This is a genomic window from Pseudomonas fildesensis (genome assembly GCF_001050345.1).
Taxonomy (GTDB): domain Bacteria; phylum Pseudomonadota; class Gammaproteobacteria; order Pseudomonadales; family Pseudomonadaceae; genus Aquipseudomonas; species Aquipseudomonas fildesensis.
Genome location: NZ_LFMW01000001.1, coordinates 654,185 through 675,069, shown reverse-complemented (window position 1 = coordinate 675,069; position 20,885 = coordinate 654,185). Strand labels below are relative to the sequence as shown.

Sequence of the window (20,885 nt, the reverse complement as noted above, 5' to 3'; positions counted from 1 at the left end):
GTCATAACTCCTTGTTTATGGACGGCAGTTGTTTATAGACGGCAGAAAGGGTCAAAGGCTCTTCAAGCACGCAACTGTATCGATGCTCGTGCAGGAAATGGGTAGGCGGCAACACCATGGAACACATCGTCCGGGCATACCGGCAACGCGGGTGGAAGGCACAGCCTGTGGGCAAATTCAGCGGGCTCGGTGGCTCACCGGGCAAAGGCTCCGCAGGTAACGGCCGATGCGGATCAATCTCGGGGATCGCCTCGATCAGCGCCGCCGTATACGGATGACGCGGCGAGGTAAACACCGCCTCCACCGGCCCCTCCTCGACGATCTTGCCCAGGTACATCACCGCCACGCGGTCGCACAGGCGCCGCACGATGGCCAGGTCATGGGCGATAAACAGGATCGCCAGGTTCATACGTTGCTGCAGCTCCAGCAACAGGTTGATGATCTGCCCCTGGATCGATACATCCAGCGCCGCCACGCATTCATCGGCGATGATCAAGCGCGGCTCCACCGCCAGCGCGCGGGCGATGCCGACACGCTGACACTGGCCGCCGCTGAGGGAGCCGGGCTTGCGGCTGGCCAACTCGGGGCGCAGGCCGACCAGGTCGAGCAGTTCGTTGACGCGGCTGAGGATCTGGTCCGGCGCGACTTTACGCTGCACCCGCAGCACTTCGGCGATGGTTTCACCGATGGTGTGGCGCGGGTTCAGCGCAGCGTACGGGTCCTGGAAAATCATCGCGGTTTCGTGGCGCAGGCGTGCGATGTCGATGGCGCTGCCGTGGGCCATGTCGATGCCGTCGAACAGTACCTGCCCGGCGCTGATGGGGTTGAGGTGCAGAATCGCCCGGCCCAGGGTGCTTTTGCCGCTGCCGGACTCGCCCACCAACCCCAGGGTTTCGCCCGCTGCGAGGTTCAGCGAAACACCGTTCACCGCTCTCACCCACTGCTTGTTCAGGCCCAAAAAACCACTGCCGGACGCGGCGAAGCGCACCTCCAGGTCCTTGATCTGCAACAGGCTCATGGGCGTGCCTCCAAAGGATAGTGACACGCCACCCGCGCGCCTTCCGGCAGCAACTCGGTGCACAACGTGCCGACCTGCGGGCAACGCGGGTTGAAGCGGCAACCGGCGGGCAATGCATCCAGCAACGGCGGCTGGCCGGGAATGGTGCGCAGCAGGGCATGCCCGCTGCTGTGGGCAGGCTGGCAATCAATCAGGCCAGCCGTGTACGGATGCTGCGGGTGAGCCAGCAAGTCGTACTTGCTGCCGTGCTCGCACAGGCGCCCGGCGTACATCACCGCAATCGAATCGCAGGTCTGCGCGACCACGCCGAGGTCGTGGGTGATCATGATGATCGACAGGCCCCGCTGGTCACGCAGGTCCAGCAGCAACCGCAGGATTTGCGCCTGCACGGTCACATCGAGGGCGGTGGTGGGCTCGTCGGCGATCAACACTTTCGGGTTGCAGCCGAGGGCCACGGCGATCATCGCGCGCTGGCGCATGCCGCCGGAAAATTCGTGGGGGTAGTTGTCGACCCGCGCCTGCGGATCAGGGATACCCACCTGGCGCAGCACGTCGATGGCTTGCCAGCGTGCGTCTTTTTTCGACGCGCCTTGATGCAGGCGGATGCCCTCGGCGATCTGCTCGCCGATGCGCATCAACGGGTCGAGGTGGCTGCTGGGGTTCTGGAAAATCATGCCCAGTTGCCCGCCACGCACCGCGCGCATGCCGGCGTCATCCAATGACAACAGGTCGCGACCGGCCAAGCGCACGGCACCGCCCTGCACCCGCAGGTTGGGCGACGGCAACAGGCGCATCAGCCCGCGGCAGGCCATGGTCTTGCCCGAGCCGCTTTCGCCGACCAGACCGAGGATTTCACCTTCGGCCAAGTCGAAGGACACGCGGTCGACCAGGGTCACATCACGCCCGGCGTTGTTGGCGATCACGCTGAGGTCCTGCACCTGCAACAGGCTCATGAGCGATCCCCCAGCACTTGCGCCACGCCATCGGCCAGCAGGCTGAAGCCCATCGCCAAGGTCACGATGGCCAGGCCCGGAAAGGTGCAGATCCACCACGCGGTAGTGATAAAGGCCTGCCCTTCGGCCACCATGGTGCCCCACTCGGCGGTCGGCGGTTGCACGCCCAGGCCCAGGTAGCTCACGGCCGCACCGTTGAGCAGCACGAGCACCGCGTCAGACATCGAAAACACGATCGAGCCAAACATCGCATTGGGCAGCAAATGCCGGAACAGAATGCGCCCATGCCCAAAGCCCAGGCTCTTGGCGGCCAGGGCAAACTCGCTTTCCTTGAGCACCAGGATCTGCGAGCGGATCAGCCGCGCATACGACACCCAGCCCACCAGTGCCATGGCGATATAGAAACTCTTCAAGCCTGGGCCGAGGATGGCCATGATCGCCAGCATCAACACCAGGAACGGGAACGCCAGGATCACATCGATCACGCGCATGCAGAAACTGTCGAAACGCCCGCCGATATACCCGGAAATCGCGCCGACAAAGGTGCCGATCATGAACGGGAAGATCACCCCGACAATCGCCAGTTGCAGGTCGATACGCGCTCCCCAGATCACCCGGGAAAGGATGTCGCGACCGTAGTTATCCGTGCCGAATGGATGGGCAAGGCTCGGTCCCAGCAAACTGATATCGGTGTTTTGCGCGATCGGGTCAAACGGTGCGACCCACGGCGCAAACAGCGCAAGGGCGAACCACACCAGCAGAATCGCCAGCCCCCACGCGGCGGTCAGCCGGCCATTGCGAAAACCAAACCGCAGCCGCAAGCGCCATGGGGCAATCAACGGGCGGCAGCTCATTGCATCTTCACCCGTGGGTCGAGGGCGACAGTCGCCACATCCGCCACAAAGTTGACCACTACCGTCGCGCACGCCAGCACCATCGCCACGCCCTGCACCACCATGTAGTCGCGGGTAAAGATGCCGCGTACCAGCAGTTGGCCGATGCCGGGAATGGCGAACAGGCTTTCGATCACCACTGTGCCGCTGATCAGCCAGCCAATGTTCACCGCCAGCAGGTTGACCGCCGGCACCAGCGAGTTGGGCAACACATGCCGGCGAAACACCGCCGCTTCCGACAAGCCGCGCGCGCGGGCAGCGGTGACATGGTCCGCCTGTAGCTCCATCAACATGCTCGCCCGCAGGTTGCGCACCAGCACCGCCGACAGCGCCAGGGCGATGGTCAGGCACGGCAGGACCATGTGGTGCGCCTTGTCCAGCCAGGTACGGCCGTAGCCCGACACCGGAAACAACCCCCACTGCACACTGAGCAGCAGGATCAGCATCAAGCCCAGCCAGAACGCCGGCATGCCCAGGCCGACCGTAGTGAACACGCGGATCAGGTTGTCCACCCAGCCGCCTTTATTGCGCGCCGCCAACGTCGCCAGCGGCACCGCGATCAGCAGCGCCAGCACCACGCTGCCGAGCACCAGCACCAGGGTCGGTTCGATACGGGTCACGATCAGCTTCAAGGCGTCGACCTTGTACAGCAGCGATTGGCCGAGGTCGCCCTTGAGCAGGTTTTTCAGGAAGTAGAAGTATTGCAGCCACAAGGGCTGGTCGAGGCCGAACTGGGCGCGAATTTTCAGCAAGGCGTCCGGCGTACTGCGCGAGCCCAGCAGCGCCCGCGCGGGGTCGCCGGGAATCGAGCGCACCAGCACAAAGGTGATCAGGCTGATGCCAAACAGCACCGGCAGCAATTGCAGCGGCCGGGACAGTACAAAGCGGTAGCGCGCCAGGTTCATCCGTCAGCCTCGATGGCGAGCGAGGAAGTCCAGCAGCACCGGGAAATACGCTTGGGGCTCTTCATAAAATGGCATATGGCTGCTGTTGGGGAACACGTGCAATTCAGCGTGTCTGGCGGCCAGCTTCATACGCAGGGCGCAGGCCGGGGTGAGTTCGTCGTGCTGGCCAGTGGTGATCAGGATCGGCATCTTGAAATCGGCCATCTCGGGCAGGCGATTCCAGTCCTTGAGGTTGCCGATGTAGAGGAATTCGTTGGGGCCCTGCATGGTTTCGTAGGGGCCCATGTTCCAGTCATCCAGGGAACGTTTGACCGGCGCCGGCCATTCGTCCAGGCGGCACACGTGGCGGTAATTGAGCAGGGTGATTGCGGCCTGGTACTGCGGGTGGTCGAGGGTGCCCATGGCTTCATGGCGCTGCATCATGGCCACGGTTTCGCTGCCGAGGGCGCCGCGCAGGCGTCCCAGCTCTTGAGACAGGTGCGGAATGTCGCCGACGGTGTTTTCGAGGATCAGGCTTTTCAGCGCATCGGGGTAATGAATGGCGTATTCGATACCCAGCCAGCCGCCCCAGGAATGCCCCAGCAAATGCACACGGCCCAGGCCCAAGGTTTGGCGTACGGTCTCGACTTCTTCGACATAACGGCGGATTTCCCACAACGAAACATCGGTCGGTCTGGCTGATGCGCCGGTGCCAAGCTGGTCGAATGCAACCACTCGTAGATTGTGCTCCTTGAGCCAGCCATGGACGTCGCGCAAGTAGTCACACGGCAGGCCCGGGCCGCCGTTGAGGCACAACAGCACCTCATCGCCTTCGCCAAAGCTGTAGGCCACGAGGTTGTGGCCGTCGACTTGCACGGTGTACTGCTGGTCGGGTGCAATTTCACGCCACATGCCTACATTCCTTGTCGTGTTTTGGCCTGGCAGGTAGCGGCCGTTTATCAGGCCAACACTACCGAGGATGCCGTGCGTCCATAACCTAGCATTTCTTATAGGTTTGGCCTGGCAGTCCTTCGCCGGGGCGTGGCATTCTACTTGCCGCATGTCGAGATTCAAATGAATTCGGGAGCAGAACGGATGCTGGCCAAGCTAACTGCCTTCAACAACCGTCTGATGCCGGGCAGGAGCCTGGACGAGCAGATGGACAATACGTTTATTCTCGCCCAGCAGTTGGGCTTCGATGCGTTGGTGTACGACTACACCCCGGTGCCTATCGATCACGACGGCGCCCTTATCACCCCCTCGGTGCTGGAGCTGCGCAACACCCCGCCCGACTGGCACGCACTGTGGTGCAGCGAAGGGTTCTACCAGATAGACCCGGTGCAGCATCTGGCGCTGAGCACGGTATCGCCATTTGTCTGGTCGTATGAGGCCAAAGCCGAGACGGCGCTGCAACAGATCATCGACCCTTGCCACGCCCCCGTGTCCTCTTACCTGCATGAACGGCAACTGACCTGCGGCGTCAGCGTGCCGATCCACCTGCCCCGTGGCGGCTTTGCCTCGCTGACCGGCCTGCGCACCGGCAAAGCCCACACGGTACTGCGGGATGCGCAGCAGACGTTGTCGGATTTCAGCCTGATTACCCATGCCCTGCAGGAAGCGGTCTACCCGCTATTCAGCAAAGAGCTACGCACCTACCCGCATATTCATCTGACCAAACGCGAGCGCGAGTGCCTGAAATGGGCCGCCGACGGCCTGACCGCCGCCGAAATCGCCACGCAACTGAGCCGATCCCTGGCGGTGGTCACCCTGCACCTAGCCTCGGCGATGCATAAACTCGGCGCCAAGAACCGCGTACAAGCGGTGGTCCGCGCTACCCATTACCGCTTGCTCGAAGATTGACCTTTGGGCAAAACCTAGCTGTTTTGCTAGTTACTTAAACATTGCGTGCCGATTATCGTGTCCCTGATCATTTTTTTTCAGAGCAGGGTACGAAATGGAATTCATCGAGAAAATCCGCGAAGGGTATGCGGCCTTTGGCGCCTACCAGACCTGGTACCGCGTTACCGGCGACCTGACCACCGGCCGCACGCCATTGGTCATCATCCACGGCGGCCCCGGCTGCACCCATGACTATGTCGACGCCTTCAAGGACGTCGCCGCCAGCGGTCACGCCGTGATCCACTACGATCAATTGGGCAACGGCCGCTCCACGCACCTGCCCGATAAAGACCCGTCCTTCTGGACCATCAGCCTGTTCCTCGCAGAGCTGGACAACCTGCTGGACCACCTGCAGATCGCCGATAACTACGCGATTCTCGGGCAGTCCTGGGGCGGCATGCTCGGCAGCGAACACGCGATCCTGCAACCCGAGGGCCTGCGCGCGTTTATCCCGGCCAACTCGCCAACATGCATGCGCACCTGGGTCAGCGAAGCCAACCGCCTGCGCAAATTGTTGCCCGAAGGTGTGCATGAAACCCTGCTCAAGCATGAAGCCGCCGGCACCTACCAGGACCCGGAATACCTCGCCGCCTCACGGATTTTCTATGACCAGCACGTGTGCCGGGTCAATCCGTGGCCGGAAGAGGTGGCGCGTACTTTCGCCCAGGTCGATGCAGACCCGACGGTGTACCACGCCATGAGCGGCCCGACCGAGTTTCATGTCATTGGCAGTTTGAAGGACTGGAACGTGATCGGCCGCCTGTCGGCGATCAAGGTGCCGACCCTGGTGATATCCGGCCGGCATGACGAGGCCACGCCGCTGGTGGTCAAGCCGTTCCTGGATGAGATCGCGGATGTGCGCTGGGCGCTGTTTGAAGACTCCAGCCACATGCCCCATGTGGAAGAGCGCCAGGCGTGCATGGGGACGGTGGTGAAGTTTCTGGATGAGGCGTGCTCTCTACCGCACAAAGCCCTCAAGGCTGGCTGAATTCAATGATCGTTCCCACGCTCCGCGTGGGAATGCATCCTGTGACGCTCCGCGTCACGACCTTAGGAGCAGACGCAGAGCGTCCATGGCGGCATTCCCACGCGGAGCGTGGGAACGATCCTTAGACCGCGGTGGTTTCAGGCTTGGCGCTCTTCCTTGGCACCTCCGCCACCAACGGAATCTCCTTGCCCTCGGCATCAAACAGCTTGCCCCCGCGGAAGTAATCACCCTCACGCAATACCGCCACATCGTGGAAGCACAAGCTGCGCTCAGTCCCCGCCACAAACACTGACTGCTGGTCCGAGTTGCCGGCGGTGAAATGGTTGAACGCCAGGTTCAGCAGGATCGCCATGATCGCCGACGAGCTGATGCCCGAGTGGAATATGGTCGCGAACCAGCTGGGGAAATGATCGTAGAAGCTCGGCGCGGCGATGGGGATCATGCCGAAGCCGATGGACGTGGCGACGATGATCAAGTTCATGTTGTTGCGGTAATCCACCTTGGACAGCGTGCGAATACCACTGGCCGCTACCGTACCGAACAGCACGATGCCTGCGCCGCCCAGCACCGAGGTCGGCACCGCCGCGATCACCCGCCCCATGAACGGCAACAGCCCGAGAATCACCAGGAATAACCCGCCCGTCGCCACCACAAAACGACTTTTCACGCCCGTCACCGCGACCAGGCCGACGTTCTGGGCGAACGCACTCTGGGTGAACGAACCGAAGATCGGCGCAAACATGCTCGACAGCATGTCGGCCCGCAAGCCGTTACCGAGACGTTTGGAGTCGACCTTGGTGTCGATGATCTCGCCCACCGCGAGGATGTCCGCCGAGGTTTCCACCAGGGTCACCATCACCACGATGCACATGGAAATAATCGCGGCCACGTGGAAGGTCGGCATGCCGAAATGGAAAGGCGTGGGAAAACCGAACATCGGGCCTTGGGTGACGCTGGAAAAATCGGCCATGCCGAGGAACACCGCGATCACGGTGCCGATCACCATCGCCAGCAGGATCGACAAGCGCGAGATCGTCGCACTGCCGATTTTGCTCAGCAGCAACACCAGCATCAGGGTCAGCGCCGCCAGGCCGATGTTCGGCATGCTGCCGAAATCCGCCGCGCGGCTATTGCCACCCATGGCCCAACGCGCCGCGACGGGCATCAGGGTCAGGCCGATAGTGGTGATCACGATACCGGTCACCAGTGGCGGGAAAAACTTAGTGATCCGCGAGAATATGGGCGTGATCAATAGCCCGATAAACGACGCGGCCATTACCGCCCCGAGAATCGCCGGCACCCCGCCGGCGCCGTCACTGCCGACAATCGCCACCATGGTTGCCACACCGGCAAACGACACACCCTGTACCAGCGGCAACTGGCAGCCGAAGAACGGCAGACCAAGGGTTTGCAACAGGGTGGCCAGGCCGCCGGCAAACAGTGACGCGGCGATCAAGAGCCCGATATCCGCCGGCGACAACCCGGCCGCCTGACCGACGATCAGCGGTACGGCAACAATGCCGCCGTACATGGTGAGCACATGCTGCAGGCCGTAAGCCATGTTGGCGGCGACGCCGAGATTCTCATCTTCTGGCCGCTGCGGTGACGCCTTCGGGATAGTCATGGTGAGGGGTTCTCTGTTTTTGTTGTGCGGCCACTGTATGCAATCTTATGACTGGATGTCCATAGAGTTGTATACAATCAATCGAACAAGATACCCTCCATCGGCGTTACAAAAATAATCCGGCCGTCATGAGCCAGAACGCCAAAGGACCTAGAACAATGAAAAAGGCATTACAGGGCGCAACCGTTGCACTGACCCTTCTCGGCGGCGGGGAGGCTGTGGCGGTGGAATGGATGAACAACAGCGTAGGATTTCGCTACGGCCAGCAGTTCACCAATCCGAATAACCCCGACGAATTCAGCAAACGCATCTACAGCTTTACCCACGCCAGCGGCTACCGGTACGGCAGTAACTTCCTGAACCTGGATGTGTTCCTGTCCGACAGCCGCGACCCGCGCAAAGGCACCGATAACGGTGGCAGTGAGGTGTACGCCGTGTACCGGCATCAACTGTACGCGTCACGGGTGTTCGACACGCCGCTGGGCACCGGGCTGGTCAAGGATTACGCGCTGACCCTGGGCTTCGATGCCAACCGCAACAACAACGTTGCCTCGGCCAAAAAGCGCGCCCTGGTGATTGGCCCGACCTTGAAGTTCAACACCGTCGGCGTGCTGGACCTGAGCCTGATGTACTACAAGGAAAGGAACCACACCGGTATCCCCGGCGCGAAAGAGACCCACCACACGTTCGACGATACCTACCTGCTCAACCTGGCCTGGATGCGCCCGTTCGAGGTCGGTAACCATGCGGCGAAGTTTCAGGGGTTTATCAACCATGTCGGCGACAAGGGCGAGGATTTCCATGGCCGCGACACCGCGCCGGAAACCCTGATGCGCACCGCGCTGATGGTGGCGGTGCGACCGGGTAAAAGCGTGAAACCGAACCTGTATCTCGGCGTCGGCTACGAGTACTGGCATAACAAGTTCGGTGTAGACGGCGGCCGAGGCAGCCGCACGTCGACACCGACGGTGAACATGGAAATCACCTTCTAGAACTGGAGCCCCCAATCCGGCATCTACAGTTCAGGTTCGCGCCAGTTCTGAGCTGTCTGCCTTTGGCCGCGCCAGCCAGTAACCCAACACCGCCAAGGGCGCAGTCGCCAGCATCACGATCACGGTGATCAGCAGCGGTTGGTCGAGCATCGACGACACCAGCAGGCTGCTGAGAAAGCATAGGCCCAGTTGCAGGGTGTTTTGCAGCGCAGCCGCCTTGCCGGAATTTTCCGCAAATGGCATCAGCGCATTCGCGACTACGATGGGGTAGCTGGCGCCGTTAACCAAGGCCATCAGGCAGAAGGGAATCAGCAAGGTGGTCAGCGTCGGCACGGTCAGGGTGGCAACCAGGTACAACGCCACCATGCTGATGCAATAAGCCACCAGCAACCAGGGCAGCAGCGTTTTGCCCTGAAAGCGCTGCAACGCGCTGCGGCAACTGTAGCCACCAACCAAGAAGGCCAGGGTCGGCAGCACGTAACTCAGGCCGATGTCATTCGGGCTGTAGCCCATGTCGCCAAGAATGAACGGCGAAGCGGTCAACCACGCGAAGAAACTGGCGGAGCATGCGGCGAAGATCATCACATTGCCGGTGAACACGCGGGAGCCGAGCAACTGTGCGTAACCGAGGCGCGTCGGTTCGCCTTCTGACGTAGGGCGCTTCGGCACCGCGCGCAGGAATAACGTCGGCAGCAGCAACAACAGCGACACGCCCAGCAACACCCCGAAAATCGCCTGCCAGCCAAAGTGATTCAATACCAAGGCGCCCAACAGCGGCGCCAGGGCGGGTGATAGCGACATCAGCGGCATGATGCTGGCGAACACACGGTGGGCCTTGTCGGCCGGGTAGCGGTCGATCACCAGCGCTTGCCAGCTCACGGCGGCGGAACACACGCCAATCGCCTGCAGAAAGCGCAAGGCCAGTAACTGCGGCGCAGTCTCGACCCAGAACATGCCCACGCAGCCCAGTACAAACAGGCTCAAGCCCGCGAGCAGGATTGGCTTGCGCCCCAGGCGATCGGACAACGGCCCCCACAACAACTGCCCCACCGCAAAACCTGCGAGGAAAATACTCAAGCTCGCGCCAACCGCGCCGGCACCAATGTGCAACTGCTCGCCCATCGCGCCGAACGCGGGCAAGTACATGTCCATGGCGAGGTAACCGAGCATGCTCAGCCCCGCCAGATACCAGGTGAAACCAAAAGAATTTTTCATTGAAGCCTTGTAAGTCCTGCCATCAAACAATTTGCTGACTGGCGCCCATTATGAAGCTGACAAATCGCCTGTGAAGCGATAATAATTGGAAACACCTATCAATAATTTTGAAGGCAACGGCAATGTGGTCCGAATACTCACTGGATGTCGTGGATGCGGTCGCGCGCCATGGCAGCTTCAGCGCAGCGGCCCAGGAACTGCACCGCGTGCCGTCGGCCATCAGCTACACGGTACGTCAGCTTGAAGAATGGCTGGCGGTACCCCTGTTTGTGCGGCGCCATCGTGATGTGGAACTGACGCCCGCCGGCCGTCTATTTATAGACGAAGCCCGGGGCGTGATGAAAAAAATGCTCGGCACCCGGCGTTTGTGCCAGCAGGTCGCCAACGGCTGGAGTGGCCAATTAAAGGTTGCGGTGGATTCCATCGTCAAACCTCAACGCTGCCAGCAGTTGGTGCTGGATTTTTATCGCCGGTTTCCCGAGGTGGAGTTGCTGCTGGAATACGAGGTGTACAACGGCGTGTGGGATGCGCTGGCCGATGAGCGCACCGACATTGTGATCGGCGCCACCAGCGCGGTGCCGGTGGCCAGCCATTTCACCTTTCGCGACATGGGCCTGTTGAACTGGCTGTGCGTGGTCAGCGCCAGGCACCCGCTGGCGGCCGTCGAAGGGTTGCTCAGCGACGACCAACTGCGCCCCTTCGCCTCGCTGTGCATGACCGACACCTCGCGCAACCTGCCCAAGCGCGACACCTGGACCCTGGATAACCAGCGCCGTCTGGTGGTGCCCAACTGGGCCTCGGCGATTGACTGCCTGCGCGACGGCCTGTGCGTCGGCATGGCGCCAGCGCATCAGGTGTTGCCGTGGATCGAACGCGGCGAACTGGTAGCCCTGCAACTGACCCGGCCCTTCCCCGCCAGCCCGTCGTGCGTGGCCTGGGCACAGAACAAACTGTCCCCGGCCATGGCGTGGTTGCTGGAATACCTGGGGGATAAGGAGACCCTGAACCAGGAGTGGTTGAATGGTCCAGACCGCTGAAGACGACGCGTGATCGTTCCCACGCGCAGCAAAGGAATGCCGCCCTGGACGCTCTGCGTCAGCTCTTAAAAGCGTGACGCAGAGCGTCACAGGATGCATTCCCACGCAGAGCGTGGGAACGAGCGTATGAGTTAATCCAGTAACCGGATAATGGCCCGCACGATCATCTCGACCTCCTTGCCATCCAGCGTCAACGGCGGCAGCAGTCGAATGATCTTGCCCCGCGTCACGTTGATCAGCAGCCCGTGCTCCTGGGCTGCGCGCTGGGCCAGGTCGCGATAAGGCCGGGCCAACTCGATCCCGACCATCAAGCCCTGCCCACGAATCGCGAGCACCTGCGAATGCTCGCTCAACTCCACCCGCAGCCGTGCCAGCAAGTGTTCACCCTGTTGCGCGGCATTCTGCAACAGGCCTTGCTCCTCGATAATGTCCAGCACCGTGCACCCCACCCGGCAGGCCAGCGGATTGCCGCCAAACGTGCTGCCGTGACTGCCCGGCGTGAACAACTGGGCGACGCTGTCCCGGGCCAGGCAGGCACCGATGGGCACGCCATTGCCGAGGCCTTTGGCCAGGGTCATCACGTCCGGCACAATGCCTTCGTGCTGGAAGGCAAACCAGGTGCCGGTGCGGCCGATGCCGGTCTGGATCTCGTCGAGCATCATCAGCCAGCCATGGCGCGTGCAATGATCACGCAAGGCTTTGAGATAACCGGGCGGCGCCACCAGCACACCGCTTTCGCCCTGGATCGGTTCCAGCAGAACCGCAGCGATGCGAGCACCGAACTGTTGAGTCATCGCCTCCAGCGCTGCCAAATCACCAAAACCCACCTTGAGAAAATCCCCCGGCAAGCGCTGGAAGCCCAGGCGCACCGACGGCCCATCGCTAGCGGCCATGGTGCCGAGGGTGCGGCCGTGAAAGGCGTTTTCCATCACCACCACCAGCGGCTCTTCGATGCCCTTTTTCCAGCCATGCAGACGGGCCAGTTTCAACGCTGTTTCGTTGGCCTCCGCGCCGGAGTTGTTGAAGAAAGCGCGGTCCAGGCCTGACAACTGCGTCAGGCGCCCGGCCAGGCGTTGCTGCCAATCGATGCTGTAGAGGTTGGAGGTGTGCAACAGCAAGCCGGCCTGTTCACTGATGGCCGTCACCAGTTTCGGGTGGGAATGCCCGACATTGGTCACCGCCACACCCGCCACCGCGTCGAGGTATTCGCGCCCCTGTTGGTCCCACAGGCGCGTGCCCAGGCCGCGTGTGAAGCTCAGGGCCAAGGGTTGGTAAGTGGTCATCAGGCAGGCGGCGGTCATGGTGGCAAGCTCCAGTGCATCGTGGGGATGAGTGAAGTATCGTTAGCCACTCAAGCTGGATAAACTGCGCGTTCCTGCAATAACTTTAAATCAGGGATTGATAATGGATCTGTTCCAGGCGATGTCGGTGTACGTGAAAGTGGTCGAGACCGGCAGCATGACCGCCGCCGCCCAGGCCTGCGGGATGTCGACCACCATGGTCGGCAACCACCTGCGCGCGCTCGAGCAACGGCTGGGCGTCAGCCTGCTCAAGCGCACCACGCGTAAACAAAGCCTCACAGAGTTCGGCGGGCAGTATTACCAACGCTGCCTCGAAGTACTGGGGCTGGTGGCTGACTCCGAGCAATTGGCCGAGCAGGCTAACAGCGACGTGCCCAAAGGCACGCTGCGCATCACCGCCCCACCCGCCTTCGGCACCGAGCGCCTGGCGCCAGCCTTGAGCGAATTCTCCCGACGCTACCCGCTGATCAAGCTGTACGTGGTGCTCAGCAACCAACGCGTGGACATGATCGACAGCGGTTTCGACGCGGCCATCCGCCTGGGCGAACTGGAACCCTCAAGCCTGATCGCCCGGCCGATGCAGGACTACACGATCACCCTCTGCGCATCAAAGGACTACCTGGCGCGACGCGGCACGCCGCAAACGCCCGAAGACCTGCAACAGCATGATTGCCTGGCGTTCGCCTACCCCTCCACTGATGACTGGCGCAACGCCGACAAGCTCTGGCGCATGACCGGGGCAGAGGGCGAAGTAGAGATTCCCGTGTCGGGTTCGCTGACCATCAACAGCTCGCAAGCCTTGCGCCAGGCGGCCGTGCAAGGCATGGGCATCGTCATGTTGCCCGATGCCCTGGTGCAACCCGACCTGCAGACCGGCAAGCTGGTGGCGTTGCTGACTGCCTATCAACTGCCCAGCCGGCCGATGCACTTGATGTACGGCCAGGATCGCTATCGTCTGCCCAAGTTGCGGGCCTTCGTTGATTTCGTCATGGAAAAGTGGGCCCGCTAGAACCCCACCCTCATCTCACGCAAACAAGCGGCAGTGCGCTCGGCAGACACATGGTGGATGCCCTGCCAACCCAGGGCGATGGCGGCCTCGATATTGCCGGCGACATCATCGATAAACACCACTTCGCTTGGCTGGATATCCGGCAGGTGGGCGCGTACCTGGGCGAGGCTGGCATGGTAGATCGCCGGATCGGGCTTGATCAGCTTCATCTTGCCTGAGACCGCGATGTCTTGGAAATGCTTCAGGAACGGGTAGTGGGCGAGCGCATAGGGGAACGTCTCGGCCGACCAGTTGGTGAGCCCGAACAACGGCATATTGGCCTGATGCAGCGCCTTGAGAATCTGCACGCCTTCCGGCAGCGGGCCACGCAGCATTTCATGCCAGCGGTCGTAGTACGCCTGGATCAAGGCTTTGTGATGCGGGTACTCATCGATCAGGCTGCGCGTACCCTCGGCCAGGGAGCGGCCGGCGTCCTGCTCGGTGTTCCAGGCCTGGGTGCAGATGTTGTCGAGAAACCATTGCCGCTCGTGTTCATCAACAATCAGCTTGCGGTACAGGTGGTGCGGGTTCCAGTCGAACAGGACACCGCCGAAATCAAAAACTACTGCACGAATCGTCATCAGATCCTCCGTTAGCGTGGCTTGATAGCCGAAGGAGTCTGGCAGATTGAGCGCGGGGGAGGGAGCGCGATGGCTTGTAGGAGAGTTCCCAAAAGGGAGGATTTACGCAGATTGAATGTGGGAGGGAGCACGTCGAGTCGTCGCACCACCCCTCCCACACTTTTTTCAACCGCGTTTAGGCTTGAACCAAGCCTTTGATCTTCACGGTCGGATTCACATCAGCCTCGTAGTCCACGCCGTCGATCTCAAAGCCGAACAAGCGCAGGAACTCAGCCTTGTAGCCGGTGAAATCACTGATCTCGTTGACGTTGTCATCGGTGACCTGATCCCACAGTGCGGCGACGGCGTCCTGGACTTTCGGCTCCAGCTCGGCGAGGTCGGCACGCAGGCGACCGTCGGCGTCGAGCTTCGGCTCTTTACCGTACAGGCTGTCCTTGAACAGGCCGTAGACCTGCTCGATGCAACCTTCGTGGGTGCCCTGCTCTTTCATCACTTTGAACAGCAGCGACAGGTACAGCGGCATGATCGGGATCGCCGAGCTGGCCTGGGTGACCACGGCCTTGAGCACCGATACACGGGCGTCGCCTTTCAGCGCGGCGAGGTTGTCGCGCAGGGTCAGGACTTTTTTGTCGAGGTCTTTCTTGGCTTCGCCGATGGAACCGTTCCAATAGATGTCCTGGGTCAGCTTTTCACCGAGGTAGGTGAATGCGGTGGTCTTGGCACCTTCGGCCAGCACGTCGGCGTCACGCAGGGCGTCGATCCACAGCTGCCAGTCTTCGCCACCCATGACTTTCACGGTGCCGTCGATTTCTTCCTGGGTTGCAGGCTCAAGCGTGGTGTCGACCACAACGCCCTTGTCGGTGTTGATACCGCGCAGGGTCACGGCTTTGCCGATCGGCTTGAGGGTGGAGGTGTGCACCACGCCTTGCGGGTCGGTACGGCGTGGCGCGGCCAGGCTGTAGACCACCAGGTCGATCTTGCCCAGGTCTTTCTTAATGGTTTCGATGGTCAGGCGCTTGATCTCGTCGGAGAACGCGTCGCCGTTGATGCTCTTGGCGTACAGGCCTTTTTCGACGGCAAACTTCTCGAACGCGGCGCTGTTGTACCAGCCGGCGGAGCTCAGCTTGCCTTCTTCGCCTTCTTTCTCAAAAAACACGCCCAGGGTGTCGGCGTTGCTGCCAAACGCGGCACTGATGCGCGCGGCCAGGCCGTAACCGGTGGAAGCGCCGAGGACCAGCACCTTCTTCGGGCCGCCTTCAATGGCGCCGTGCTCAGTCACGTAGTCGATCTGCTGCTTGACGTTCGCTTCACAGCCAACAGGGTGAGCGGTCACACAGATAAAGCCACGGACCCGCGGTTTGATGATCATAAAATTTCTGCCTCTTCCAAGGTGCCGAAGGCCAATGGTGGCCATTCAACTTCAATCGTACCGGTCTATGACGTCCAAAAAACCGAAGCGTCACGATAGTCGCAAATCTTCTGTTTACAAAATCCAATCGCCAATTCGCCGGATGCGCCAGGCGACCCTTAAAAAATATGTAATTCCTTCACAAAATCGCACTATTTAAAACGCCTATCTGTCGCTGAACGTCTTATCATGACGCAGTTGTTTCAATATGTTTCAAAACCTTTTTCCACTCGCGGCCACGGATCCGGACCTGTCGAATGGCGTCCAGCTGGAGCTGAGTTTCATGAGCAAGTCTGCGTTACGCAAAAAAGCCGTGTCGGTCGCCTGGGTAGTCGGCGTGCTGCTGATTATTTGCCTGTTCCCCCTGACCACTGAAGTGTTCCTCGGGCTGGTGCTGGTCTGCGGTGTCTACGATTTCCTGCGCAATGGCCTTTACGACAGCGACACCTTCAAAAAATATTTCATCGGCAGTGGCCGTAATACCTGGCTACTGGCGCCGTTCAACACCCTGTTCGACCTGCTCAGCAGCCGCAACCGCCACGTCTATACGATGCGCGAACTGCCGCCCGCCTGGCGTGAAGACCTGCAACAGGTGATCGATGACGCCATGGCCCACAAGGACGAAATCATCGGTTACCTGGACGAGCGCATGGCCGAGAAAAAGCGTGGCATGCTGTTTTTCCAGTGGTACGGACGGCCGATTGAAACCACCCTGGATATCCCGGAACTGCGCAAAAAACTGCCGTTCGTGAAGACGATTGGCGTGTCGGTGTTCAACGAAAATCGCTCGACGTCCTTTCATTTCGGCCCGCTGCGCATGATGTTTCGCGTGCTCTACAACATGGCGCCGGCGCCTCACCACGACGGCGTGTACATCCAGGTCGGCAAGCACAAACACTACTGGCACGACGATCCGCTGTTTATTTTCGATGACACGCTGATGCATGCGTCCTTCAACAAAAACGACGCAAAACGTTACTGCCTGTTCATTGATATCGTGCGGCCGACCTTGCTGCCCTCGGTGCTCAACGGCGTGATCGCGGGTTTTGCCGGCCTGGTGTTCACCCTGCGTCGGGTTTTCTACAAAAACTGGAAGCTGATTCAGTAGGTTCTGCGGCATGATGGTACTGGACGGTGTTTGCACTCGGCGTTGCGCCTGAGGAAAATAACCGTCTCGTGCGGCCGGTTTTGGCGCCCATCATTCTCAAGCCATCGCCTCCAAACGGGCGCGGTGGCTGCGCTTTCAAGGAATCAGAATGCCCCAACGTCAAGTCATCAATGCCTCCGTCAGCCCCAAGGGCAGCCTCGAAACCCTCTCCCAGCGTGAAGTCCAGCAACTGAGCGAAGCCGGTACCGGCAGCATCTATACGCTGTTCCGCCAGTGCGCCCTGGCCATCCTCAACACCGGCGCGCACATCGACAACGCCAAGACCATCCTCGACGCCTACAAAGACTTTGAAGTGCGCATCCACCAGCAGGACCGTGGCGTGCGCCTCGAACTGTTGAACGCCCCGGCCGACGCCTTCGTCGATGGCGAAATGATCGCCAGCACCCGCGAAATGCTCTTCAGCGCCCTGCGCGACATCGTCTACACAGAGAACGAACTCGACAGCCAGCGCATCGACCTGAGCAACTCCCAGGGCATTACCGACTACGTGTTCCACCTGTTGCGCAACGCCCGTACGCTGCGCCCGGGTGTCGAGCCGAAGATCGTGGTGTGCTGGGGCGGGCACTCGATCAATACCGAAGAATACAAATACACCAAAAAAGTCGGCCACGAACTGGGCCTGCGCAGCCTCGACGTGTGCACCGGCTGCGGCCCCGGCGTGATGAAAGGCCCGATGAAGGGCGCGACCATTTCCCACGCCAAGCAACGCATTACCGGCGGGCGCTACCTGGGCCTGACCGAGCCGGGCATCATCGCCGCCGAAGCGCCTAACCCGATCGTCAACGAGCTGGTGATTCTGCCGGACATCGAAAAACGCCTGGAAGCCTTCGTGCGTGTCGGCCACGGCATCATCATCTTCCCGGGCGGCGCCGGCACGGCCGAAGAGTTCCTGTACCTGCTCGGTATCCTGATGCACCCGGACAACCGCGAACTGCCGTTCCCGGTCATCCTCACCGGGCCGAAACACACCGCACCGTACCTGCAACAACTGCACGCATTCGTCGGCGCCACCCTCGGCGAAGCGGCGCAGGCGCACTACCAGATCATCATTGACGACCCGGCCGAAGTGGCCCGCCAGATGACCGCCGGCCTCAAGGCGGTGAAACAGTTCCGCCGCGAGCGCAACGACGCGTTCCACTTCAACTGGCTGCTGAAGATCGACGAAGGCTTCCAGCGCCCATTCGACCCGACCCACGAAAACATGGCCAGCCTGCAACTGAGCCACACATTGCCGCCCCATGAACTGGCGGCCAACTTGCGTCGCGCGTTCTCGGGGATCGTGGCGGGCAACGTCAAGGACAAGGGCATTCGCCTGATTGAAGAGCATGGCCCGTACGAAATCCACGGCGACCCGGCCATCATGAAACCGCTGGACGAGCTGTTACAGGCGTTCGTCGCCCAGCACCGCATGAAGCTGCCGGGCGGCGCGGCGTATGTGCCGTGCTATCGCGTCGTGCAATGAATGGCGCGGTGAGTTAGCGCTGCATTGCCACACACATGCGGTATCTCTTTACACGCGTTTTCAGGCGTGTGGATTGGAGAAGTCGGGCTATCTTTTTTGGTGTCCCGACTAACCCACACGAGATGAGCAACCTATGGACCAACGGATCTTGTCCTCCACGATTCCTTACCCTAAGGTAAGGAGTATCACGATGGAAATTTATACTATGGCAACCGCCACACTTACCTCAAAAGGGCAAATCACCATTCCCGTCCAGGTCAGGACTGCCCTGGGCCTGGAAACCGGCGACCGGGTTGAATTTGTCGAAATGGAAGACGGCAAGTTTTCCATTATTGCCGCGAGCAAAACCGTTCACGACCTCAAGGGGTTGATCCAGAAGCCTGCCCTGGCGGTCTCCATTGACGACATGAACCGCGCCATCGCCGCACAGGGAGTGAAAGCGGGATGATCGGACTGGATACCAATGTGCTGGTGCGCTATGTCACCCAGGATGATCCCGTTCAATCCCCCAAGGCTAATGCGCTGATCGAATCCCTCACTACATTTTCGCCAGGTTTTGTCAGCCTGGTGTCCGTGGTGGAGTTGGTATGGGTTTTACAAAGCTGCTACCAGTCCGCCAAGAGCGACGTGGTGACGGTGCTGGAAACACTGCTGCGTACCCGAGAATTGACCATCGAGCATGCCGAGGTCATCTGGCGGGCGCTCCGACGGTTCTCGGCAAACAACGCTGATTTTGCTGACTGCCTGATCGAGCGCTGCGCCCACGCAGCCGGATGCGAGTACACCGCTACCTTCGACCTCAACGCCGTCAAGGCCAGCGGTATGAAGCGACTGGCCTGAGTCGAAGCATTAAGTCCAAGGGCAGGCTTTGGTAAAAACCGCATCTACCCTTGATCCAGAGAAAGCCCCACGTGCGCACGCTTCTCGCATCGTTGCGGCAAGTTCGGCTCCTGGGTACGAAGAAGCCGACCTGGCCAGGGCTCAGCGAACCCAGCCACCCCCCTGCCAGTGGTAACCGTCGTTACGCTGCACCCAGTGCGGATGCACATAGCGATAGCCCTGGCGCACCGGTTCCCAATGGCCGTGAACCGCGACATACCGCCCGCCTTCCCAACGCCAGTAGCCGCGTGACCATACATAACCTTCGCGTATTGCGGGCTCGACTTCGATCACCTGAACCGGCGGCGGTTGTGGTGCGACCACCTCGACATACTCACGTTGCACCGGTCGGCGCTCATGCACCACGCGCTCTTGCACACACCCGGACGCCGCGACGACCATGGCCGCCAATGCTGCATAACGTAGCAACATACAAATACCCTCGGGCGCTATCGCCCAACACGTACACCTATAAAAAAAATCCCCCTTTTTTCAGCCGCACTCCTGTGTGGCTATAGGTACTTTTTAACAGGTGATGTCTGTCAGCTTGCTGAACCTGCGGGCCTCAGGAAGCACACGCGACAGTCGGTCGCTTCAGCCGCACCAGCAGCAGCCCCGCCAACACCACGGCAATGCCGACGTAGGTCGACGGGTAAATCACATCGCCAAACATCCAGGCTGCCCACACCAGCGTGACTGGCGGTTCGAGATAAACCAGCGCCGCCACATGGGTCGCGGTCATGACCCGCAGCAGCATCCACAGGCTCAAGTAGGCGATGAAGGTGGAGAACACCGTCAGCCACACAATTGAGATCAGCACGTCGGGTTCAGTGGGGATACTCAGCGTATCGGTATAAAGCACAGCGCCAGTGAAGCCGATCAAGGTCAGCAGCGATTGAATGAACAGTGGCAGAACCAGGCCGCTGTCTTGGGTTTTCACCGAGCGGCGCTCATACAAGGTCGCCAGCGTGAGCCCCAACGCCGCCGCCAAAGGCAATAGATACATGACCAGGCCGACACCTTGCCCGCTGTTGCCGTACTGCCCGGCGATCACAATCGACACCCCGGCAAAACTGATCATCAGCCCTGCCCACTGCCAGCCACCACTGCGCTCGGCGACGTTGCCCATGGACAGCGCCGCCGTCATCAATGGTTGCAACGCTGCGATGATCGCGGCAATGCCTGGTGGCAAGCCATTCTGGATCGCGATGTAGAGGCAGCTCAGGTACAGGAACTGCGACAGAAAGCCGATGACGGCGTGATGGCGAATCTGCGCCCATGAAACCTTCAACAACCTCACGTTTAAAAACAGCCCCAGGCACACCGACACCAACAGGAATCGCCAGAACAGCAGGTTGAACGCACCACCGCCCTGCGTCCCCAACTTGGCGCCGATGTAGCCGGAGCTCCACGACAGCACAAACGCCGCTTGCAGCAGCAACAGCCCCAGGCTTGAGCGATTCATAAAACCTCCAGTCGACGCGAGTTGACTCAAAGGCTAAGGGCCGCGCATTCTTCTGTATATCGTAATAACC

21 protein-coding genes are annotated in these 20,885 nt (G+C 60.8%); 9 read left to right on the top strand and 12 right to left on the bottom strand.

Annotation, left to right across the window (positions count from 1 at the left end):
- Window position 1 precedes the first annotated feature (1 nt).
- Genes ACR52_RS03240 through ACR52_RS03220 form a run of 5 tightly spaced genes read right to left on the bottom strand, consistent with a single transcriptional unit; the run spans window position 2 to window position 4,660 of the window.
- A complete protein-coding gene (locus ACR52_RS03240) occupies window positions 2-1,018 on the bottom strand; it encodes an ABC transporter ATP-binding protein (protein WP_048720419.1) in 1,017 nt (338 codons plus the stop codon).
- A complete protein-coding gene (locus tag ACR52_RS03235; RefSeq protein ID WP_048720417.1) occupies window positions 1,015-1,971 on the bottom strand; it encodes an ABC transporter ATP-binding protein in 957 nt (318 codons plus the stop codon). Before ACR52_RS03235 ends, ACR52_RS03240 begins: the two co-directional genes overlap by 4 nt.
- Window positions 1,968-2,825, bottom strand: coding sequence for an ABC transporter permease (locus ACR52_RS03230; protein ID WP_048720414.1), 858 nt, complete (start codon window positions 2,823-2,825; stop codon window positions 1,968-1,970). The genes ACR52_RS03235 and ACR52_RS03230 overlap by 4 nt, the downstream gene beginning before the upstream one ends.
- Window positions 2,822-3,769, bottom strand: a complete 948-nt coding sequence (locus tag ACR52_RS03225) for an ABC transporter permease (protein ID WP_048720412.1) — start codon at window positions 3,767-3,769, stop codon at window positions 2,822-2,824. The genes ACR52_RS03230 and ACR52_RS03225 overlap by 4 nt, the downstream gene beginning before the upstream one ends.
- A gap of 3 nt (window positions 3,770-3,772) precedes the next feature.
- On the bottom strand, window positions 3,773-4,660 hold the full coding sequence (locus tag ACR52_RS03220) for a proline iminopeptidase-family hydrolase (protein WP_048720410.1): 888 nt from the start codon (window positions 4,658-4,660) through the stop codon (window positions 3,773-3,775).
- A 183-nt stretch (window positions 4,661-4,843) separates the two neighbouring features.
- Between ACR52_RS03220 and ACR52_RS03215 the strand changes: the two genes are divergently transcribed.
- Window positions 4,844-5,608: a LuxR family transcriptional regulator gene (locus ACR52_RS03215; protein WP_048720408.1), complete on the top strand. Its 765-nt coding sequence runs from the start codon at window positions 4,844-4,846 to the stop codon at window positions 5,606-5,608.
- A gap of 94 nt (window positions 5,609-5,702) precedes the next feature.
- A complete protein-coding gene (locus ACR52_RS03210) occupies window positions 5,703-6,635 on the top strand; it encodes a proline iminopeptidase-family hydrolase (RefSeq protein ID WP_048720406.1) in 933 nt (310 codons plus the stop codon).
- A gap of 121 nt (window positions 6,636-6,756) precedes the next feature.
- On the opposite strand, the gene ACR52_RS03205 is transcribed toward ACR52_RS03210, so the two are convergent.
- Window positions 6,757-8,259: a nucleobase:cation symporter-2 family protein gene (locus ACR52_RS03205; RefSeq protein ID WP_048720404.1), complete on the bottom strand. Its 1,503-nt coding sequence runs from the start codon at window positions 8,257-8,259 to the stop codon at window positions 6,757-6,759.
- Between the two features lie 158 nt (window positions 8,260-8,417).
- Here ACR52_RS03205 and ACR52_RS03200 point away from each other — a divergent pair, with 158 nt between their 5' ends.
- Window positions 8,418-9,251 carry a hypothetical protein gene (locus ACR52_RS03200; RefSeq protein ID WP_048720402.1) on the top strand — a complete coding sequence of 278 codons (834 nt, stop codon included), beginning with the start codon at window positions 8,418-8,420 and terminating at the stop codon, window positions 9,249-9,251.
- Between the two features lie 30 nt (window positions 9,252-9,281).
- On the opposite strand, the gene punC is transcribed toward ACR52_RS03200, so the two are convergent.
- The gene (gene punC / locus ACR52_RS03195) at window positions 9,282-10,466 is read right to left on the bottom strand and encodes a purine nucleoside transporter PunC (RefSeq protein WP_048720401.1); all 1,185 of its coding nucleotides are present in this window, start codon (window positions 10,464-10,466) and stop codon (window positions 9,282-9,284) included.
- Window positions 10,467-10,588: 122 nt separating this feature from the next.
- Between punC and punR the strand changes: the two genes are divergently transcribed.
- Window positions 10,589-11,503 carry a DNA-binding transcriptional activator PunR gene (punR, locus tag ACR52_RS03190; RefSeq protein ID WP_048720399.1) on the top strand — a complete coding sequence of 305 codons (915 nt, stop codon included), beginning with the start codon at window positions 10,589-10,591 and terminating at the stop codon, window positions 11,501-11,503.
- 131 nt (window positions 11,504-11,634) lie between these two features.
- Here punR and ACR52_RS03185 read toward each other — a convergent pair whose 3' ends face one another.
- The gene (locus tag ACR52_RS03185) at window positions 11,635-12,804 is read right to left on the bottom strand and encodes an aspartate aminotransferase family protein (RefSeq protein ID WP_048720398.1); all 1,170 of its coding nucleotides are present in this window, start codon (window positions 12,802-12,804) and stop codon (window positions 11,635-11,637) included.
- Between the two features lie 103 nt (window positions 12,805-12,907).
- Here ACR52_RS03185 and ACR52_RS03180 point away from each other — a divergent pair, with 103 nt between their 5' ends.
- Window positions 12,908-13,813: a LysR family transcriptional regulator gene (locus ACR52_RS03180; protein WP_048720396.1), complete on the top strand. Its 906-nt coding sequence runs from the start codon at window positions 12,908-12,910 to the stop codon at window positions 13,811-13,813.
- Here the strand turns inward: ACR52_RS03180 and ACR52_RS03175 are convergent.
- Both ACR52_RS03175 and fabV read right to left on the bottom strand, forming a co-directional pair.
- Window positions 13,810-14,433, bottom strand: a complete 624-nt coding sequence (locus ACR52_RS03175; protein ID WP_048720395.1) for an HAD family hydrolase — start codon at window positions 14,431-14,433, stop codon at window positions 13,810-13,812. The two genes, ACR52_RS03180 and ACR52_RS03175, sit on opposite strands and share 4 nt — an antisense overlap.
- Before the next feature lie 175 nt (window positions 14,434-14,608).
- Window positions 14,609-15,802: an enoyl-ACP reductase FabV gene (gene fabV / locus ACR52_RS03170; RefSeq protein ID WP_048720394.1), complete on the bottom strand. Its 1,194-nt coding sequence runs from the start codon at window positions 15,800-15,802 to the stop codon at window positions 14,609-14,611.
- A gap of 322 nt (window positions 15,803-16,124) precedes the next feature.
- On the opposite strand from fabV, the gene ACR52_RS03165 reads away from it, so the two are divergent.
- The 4 genes from ACR52_RS03165 (at window position 16,125) to ACR52_RS03150 (ending at window position 19,311) form a co-directional block, all read left to right on the top strand.
- The gene (locus ACR52_RS03165; RefSeq protein ID WP_048720490.1) at window positions 16,125-16,949 is read left to right on the top strand and encodes an aspartyl/asparaginyl beta-hydroxylase domain-containing protein; all 825 of its coding nucleotides are present in this window, start codon (window positions 16,125-16,127) and stop codon (window positions 16,947-16,949) included.
- A 148-nt stretch (window positions 16,950-17,097) separates the two neighbouring features.
- Window positions 17,098-18,471, top strand: a complete 1,374-nt coding sequence (ppnN, locus tag ACR52_RS03160; protein ID WP_048720392.1) for a nucleotide 5'-monophosphate nucleosidase PpnN — start codon at window positions 17,098-17,100, stop codon at window positions 18,469-18,471.
- A 190-nt stretch (window positions 18,472-18,661) separates the two neighbouring features.
- The gene (locus ACR52_RS03155) at window positions 18,662-18,919 is read left to right on the top strand and encodes an AbrB/MazE/SpoVT family DNA-binding domain-containing protein (protein WP_048720390.1); all 258 of its coding nucleotides are present in this window, start codon (window positions 18,662-18,664) and stop codon (window positions 18,917-18,919) included.
- The gene (locus ACR52_RS03150) at window positions 18,916-19,311 is read left to right on the top strand and encodes a PIN domain-containing protein (RefSeq protein ID WP_048720388.1); all 396 of its coding nucleotides are present in this window, start codon (window positions 18,916-18,918) and stop codon (window positions 19,309-19,311) included. The genes ACR52_RS03155 and ACR52_RS03150 overlap by 4 nt, the downstream gene beginning before the upstream one ends.
- A 141-nt stretch (window positions 19,312-19,452) precedes the next feature.
- Here ACR52_RS03150 and ACR52_RS03145 read toward each other — a convergent pair whose 3' ends face one another.
- Both ACR52_RS03145 and ACR52_RS03140 read right to left on the bottom strand, forming a co-directional pair.
- Window positions 19,453-19,782, bottom strand: coding sequence for a YXWGXW repeat-containing protein (locus ACR52_RS03145; protein WP_048720386.1), 330 nt, complete (start codon window positions 19,780-19,782; stop codon window positions 19,453-19,455).
- Between the two features lie 133 nt (window positions 19,783-19,915).
- Window positions 19,916-20,815, bottom strand: coding sequence for a DMT family transporter (locus ACR52_RS03140; protein WP_048720384.1), 900 nt, complete (start codon window positions 20,813-20,815; stop codon window positions 19,916-19,918).
- Window positions 20,816-20,885: the final 70 nt, after the last annotated feature.

Bases quoted from the DNA above. Each gene is read 5' to 3' on its own strand.
- ACR52_RS03240 (WP_048720419.1), bottom strand. From the start codon at position 1,018: ATGAGCCTGTTGCAGATCAAGGACCTGGAGGTGCGCTTCGCCGCGTCC.
- ACR52_RS03235 (WP_048720417.1), bottom strand. From the start codon at position 1,971: ATGAGCCTGTTGCAGGTGCAGGACCTCAGCGTGATCGCCAACAACGCC.
- ACR52_RS03230 (WP_048720414.1), bottom strand. From the start codon at position 2,825: ATGAGCTGCCGCCCGTTGATTGCCCCATGGCGCTTGCGGCTGCGGTTT.
- ACR52_RS03225 (WP_048720412.1), bottom strand. From the start codon at position 3,769: ATGAACCTGGCGCGCTACCGCTTTGTACTGTCCCGGCCGCTGCAATTG.
- ACR52_RS03220 (WP_048720410.1), bottom strand. From the start codon at position 4,660: ATGTGGCGTGAAATTGCACCCGACCAGCAGTACACCGTGCAAGTCGAC.
- ACR52_RS03215 (WP_048720408.1), top strand. From the start codon at position 4,844: ATGCTGGCCAAGCTAACTGCCTTCAACAACCGTCTGATGCCGGGCAGG.
- ACR52_RS03210 (WP_048720406.1), top strand. From the start codon at position 5,703: ATGGAATTCATCGAGAAAATCCGCGAAGGGTATGCGGCCTTTGGCGCC.
- ACR52_RS03205 (WP_048720404.1), bottom strand. From the start codon at position 8,259: ATGACTATCCCGAAGGCGTCACCGCAGCGGCCAGAAGATGAGAATCTC.
- ACR52_RS03200 (WP_048720402.1), top strand. From the start codon at position 8,418: ATGAAAAAGGCATTACAGGGCGCAACCGTTGCACTGACCCTTCTCGGC.
- punC (WP_048720401.1), bottom strand. From the start codon at position 10,466: ATGAAAAATTCTTTTGGTTTCACCTGGTATCTGGCGGGGCTGAGCATG.
- punR (WP_048720399.1), top strand. From the start codon at position 10,589: ATGTGGTCCGAATACTCACTGGATGTCGTGGATGCGGTCGCGCGCCAT.
- ACR52_RS03185 (WP_048720398.1), bottom strand. From the start codon at position 12,804: ATGACCGCCGCCTGCCTGATGACCACTTACCAACCCTTGGCCCTGAGC.
- ACR52_RS03180 (WP_048720396.1), top strand. From the start codon at position 12,908: ATGGATCTGTTCCAGGCGATGTCGGTGTACGTGAAAGTGGTCGAGACC.
- ACR52_RS03175 (WP_048720395.1), bottom strand. From the start codon at position 14,433: ATGACGATTCGTGCAGTAGTTTTTGATTTCGGCGGTGTCCTGTTCGAC.
- fabV (WP_048720394.1), bottom strand. From the start codon at position 15,802: ATGATCATCAAACCGCGGGTCCGTGGCTTTATCTGTGTGACCGCTCAC.
- ACR52_RS03165 (WP_048720490.1), top strand. From the start codon at position 16,125: ATGAGCAAGTCTGCGTTACGCAAAAAAGCCGTGTCGGTCGCCTGGGTA.
- ppnN (WP_048720392.1), top strand. From the start codon at position 17,098: ATGCCCCAACGTCAAGTCATCAATGCCTCCGTCAGCCCCAAGGGCAGC.
- ACR52_RS03155 (WP_048720390.1), top strand. From the start codon at position 18,662: ATGGAAATTTATACTATGGCAACCGCCACACTTACCTCAAAAGGGCAA.
- ACR52_RS03150 (WP_048720388.1), top strand. From the start codon at position 18,916: ATGATCGGACTGGATACCAATGTGCTGGTGCGCTATGTCACCCAGGAT.
- ACR52_RS03145 (WP_048720386.1), bottom strand. From the start codon at position 19,782: ATGTTGCTACGTTATGCAGCATTGGCGGCCATGGTCGTCGCGGCGTCC.
- ACR52_RS03140 (WP_048720384.1), bottom strand. From the start codon at position 20,815: ATGAATCGCTCAAGCCTGGGGCTGTTGCTGCTGCAAGCGGCGTTTGTG.